Below are 1,686 nucleotides of genomic sequence, written 5' to 3' on the forward strand. Positions count from 1 at the left end.
TGCTGGGCAGCACGAGCGCCATGCGGGGGCAGGTCGGTGCGGCCTATGCGGGGATGCGTCAGGCCGCGGCTTCGGCGCCCGGTGAGCAGGCGTACGCGGAGTCCGCTTTGGAGATGCGGATCGCCAAGCATCCGCTGCTGGCGCCGGTCCGGCCGATCCTGCGCTTCGGTCCATTGAAGACGTGGGTGGCCGCGATCGTTGTCATCTATGGCCTGCGCGCTCTCGGCCTGCCGGCGCTCGCGGCCGTGGCGGCCGGCCTGTGGCTGCTCCTATGTGTCTACTCCTGGGTGGTGCCGCCGCTCGTGCGCCGATGGATGCGCCGCCGCTGGCATTGATGGTCGACGTTAGCTTTTTCGCATTACATCTTTACTTTCGTCAATGGGATGCATAAGTTGCTGTCATCCACCGAAAGTTCTAAGTCTGCCGAGCAAAGACCGTGACCCGGGCTGCCTCCGCGCGGAATGATGCCGTGCACGCCGACCCGGTCGCTCGATCCTGCCCGGCGGCGATCGGAGTGACATGGTCGACACTCCCGGGCAGTCCACCGCCGCGTTCTCCCGCCGCGCGCTGATCGCCACCGGCGCGCTGGGGCTGGCCACCGCCGGCGGGGTCGGAGCCGCCGCCGTCGGCACACCGGCCAGCGCGGGCGGCACACCGGCGCGGGCGGCGGCCGGCGTGACGCGCAGGGTGACCATCTATGCCGAGGCACTGCCCGGCAACCAGTTCGGATACGGCCTGGCGCCCGGCCAGGCGACCGTGCCCGGCCCGATCCTGGAGATCTACGAGGGCGACACGCTCGAGATCACCCTGGTCAACACCACCACCCAGCGGCTGTCCATCCACCCGCACGGCGTGGACTACAGCGTGGACTCCGACGGGGCCCCGCTGAACGCCTCGTTCAACAACCCCGGCGAGACGCGCACCTATGTGTGGCGGTCGCACGAGATGGTCGCCGCCGCCGGACGCCGGTTCATGCCGGGCAGCGCCGGCTACTGGCACTACCACGACCACGCGATGGGCGACGACCACGGGACCGGCGGCATCGCCCGCGGGCTGTACGGCGCTCTGATCGTGCGGCGGCGCGGCGACATCCTGCCGGAGAAGCAGTTCACCGTCGTCTTCAACGAGATGATGGTCAACAACAAGATGGCGCCGAACACGCCGATGTTCGAGGCGAACCTGAGCCAGCGCGTGGAGTGGATCGCGATCGGGCACGGCAACCTTTTCCACACGTTCCACCTGCACGCGCACCGGTGGGCGGACAACCGCACCGGGATGCTCGAGGGCCCGGCGGACCCCAGCCAGGTGATCGACAACAAGGACCTGAACCCGGGCAGTTCGTTCGGCTTCCAGGTGCTGGCCGGCGACGGGGTCGGCCCGGGCGTCTGGATGTACCACTGCCACGTGCAGCAGCACTCGACGGCCGGCATGGCAGGGCTGTTCCTCGTCCGCAACGCCGACGGCAGCATGCCGCCCGGCGCCGAGGAGGCGATCCACCGCTTCCAGGGACACATGAAGGCCGCGGAGGACCACACCGCACACCAGTGACTTCCATCTGCCAGTCACTCCCATCAGCCAGTCACTCCCATGAGAAGGGGCACGGGGATGAGGACGCACCCACGAAGTAGGAGCCTGGCCACGATTGCCGTAGCCGTGCTCCTCGCCGGGCTGATCCCGGCGCTGACC

At 69.0% G+C, this 1,686-nt stretch carries 2 protein-coding genes; both read left to right on the forward strand.

What is annotated here, in order from left to right; translation table 11 throughout:
• Positions 1-335: hypothetical protein (locus AB0M20_RS42030; RefSeq protein ID WP_364306960.1), on the forward strand; the 335-nt coding region annotated here is incomplete at its 5' end.
• A 184-nt stretch (positions 336-519) separates the two neighbouring features.
• The gene (locus AB0M20_RS42035; protein WP_364306962.1) at positions 520-1,548 is read left to right on the forward strand and encodes a multicopper oxidase domain-containing protein; all 1,029 of its coding nucleotides are present in this window, start codon (positions 520-522) and stop codon (positions 1,546-1,548) included.
• The last annotated feature ends 138 nt before the right edge of the window (positions 1,549-1,686 follow it).

Source organism: Actinoplanes sp. NPDC051633 (genome assembly GCF_040681735.1).
GTDB lineage: Bacteria > Actinomycetota > Actinomycetes > Mycobacteriales > Micromonosporaceae > Actinoplanes.